Raw genomic sequence first — 1429 nt, 5'->3', positions numbered from 1 at the left:
CGCAGATCAGGACGACGGGCAGCACGTGCTCGCGGCGCAGCCCTTGGCGCAGCACGTACACGTTCTGCGCGCCGACGGCGATGATGAGCGAGAACATGAGGCCGAGGCCGGAGAGGAGGATGAGCACGGATCGAGAATAGGGTCGAGTCTCGATTCAGCACCAGCGAAGATTCCTTAAGCCAGATTAGAATCGCTCATGTGCAGGTGGATCCGGAATCCGCGCGCACCGTGGCCGCGGTGCTCGATGAGGGAAGCTTCGACGCGGCCGCCCGACGACTCCTGGTGACCCCGTCGGCCGTGAGCCAGCGGATCAAGACGCTGGAGCAGCAGCTCGGCCGGATCCTGCTGGTGCGCAGCAAGCCCGCGCGGGCGACCGAGGCGGGGGAGGCCGTCGCCCGGTTCGGCCGTCAGATCGCCCTCCTGGAGCGCGATGCGATCGCCGGGTTCGGCCTGTCCGCGGAGGGCGAGGGCGCGCGCATCAGGATCCCTCTCGCCGTCAACGCCGACTCGATGGCGACCTGGTTCCTGGCACCGCTGGCCCGGCTCTCCGAGCAGTACGACGTCGAGTTCGACCTGCATCGCGACGACCAGAACTTCACCGCGAGGCTGCTCGAATCGGGCACCGTGATGGCGGCGGTGACGAGCGAGTCGGAGCCGGTCGGCGGGTGCAGGGTCGAGGCGCTCGGCTCGCTGCGCTACGTGGCGGCGGCGTCTCCGGGCTTCGCGCGGCGCTGGTTCCCCGACGGGGTGACGCCGGAGGCGCTGGCGCGGGCGCCGTTCGTGGACTTCGACCGCCGGGATCTGCTGCAGCAGGACTGGCTGCGCGAGCGCGGAGTGGATCCGTGGCCCGTGCCGCGGCATCACGTGCCCGCCTCGGCGGATTTCTCCGTCGCCGTGGAGCTCGGCCTGGGGTGGGCGCTGCTCCCGGTCCCGCATGCGCAGGAGGGCCTCGCCGACGGGCGCCTCGTGCGGCTCGATGACGAGGAGTTCTCCTCGCCGCTGTTCTGGCAGCAGTGGAATCTGCGCTCCGAGCTGCTGGACGCGATCGCGGCGGAGATCCGCGCCGAGGCCGATCGCGTGCTGCACTGACGGCGAGCGGGCGCATCGCGAGCCCTCGCTGAGGGCGCGCTCCTCGCGAGAAACCAGATCCAGCGCGAGACAGCACGCCGGAGATGGTGTCTCGTGTTGGATGTGGTTTCCCACGGACCCGTGGCGTCGCGTCGGCGGCGCACCCTAGGGTCGAGTCATGGCATCCGAGCGCATCACTCTGACCGTTCACGGCCCCGACGGCGACCGGACTCTGGACCTGTCCAGCCCTAACCGCGCGATCTGGCCGGCCGCGGAGGGCGGCCCCATCACGAAGGGCGAGCTCGCGGACTACGTGCAGACGGTGTCGACGCCGTTCCTCGCCTCCACCGGCGACAGGCCC

At 70.5% G+C, this 1429-nt stretch carries 1 protein-coding gene and 2 pseudogenes; 2 read left to right on the top strand and 1 reads right to left on the bottom strand.

Features of this window, described 5'->3' with window-relative positions; translation table 11 throughout:
* Nucleotides 1-97 (bottom strand): annotated as a pseudogene (locus B7X32_RS20885) (amino acid transporter); the annotation flags it as partial.
* A gap of 101 nt (nucleotides 98-198) precedes the next feature.
* On the opposite strand from B7X32_RS20885, the gene B7X32_RS20880 reads away from it, so the two are divergent.
* Together B7X32_RS20880 and B7X32_RS20875 are read left to right on the top strand one after the other, a co-directional pair.
* The gene (locus tag B7X32_RS20880) at nucleotides 199-1089 is read left to right on the top strand and encodes a LysR family transcriptional regulator ArgP (protein ID WP_292724150.1); all 891 of its coding nucleotides are present in this window, start codon (nucleotides 199-201) and stop codon (nucleotides 1087-1089) included.
* Nucleotides 1090-1246: 157 nt separating this feature from the next.
* Nucleotides 1247-1429, top strand: a pseudogene (locus B7X32_RS20875) (ATP-dependent DNA ligase); the annotation flags it as partial.

It is taken from the genome of Microbacterium sp. 13-71-7 (assembly GCF_002257455.1).
Classification (GTDB): Bacteria; Actinomycetota; Actinomycetes; order Actinomycetales; family Microbacteriaceae; genus Microbacterium.
The sequence above is the reverse complement of the archived record's forward strand: the minus strand, read 5'-3'. Positions and strand labels throughout refer to the sequence as shown.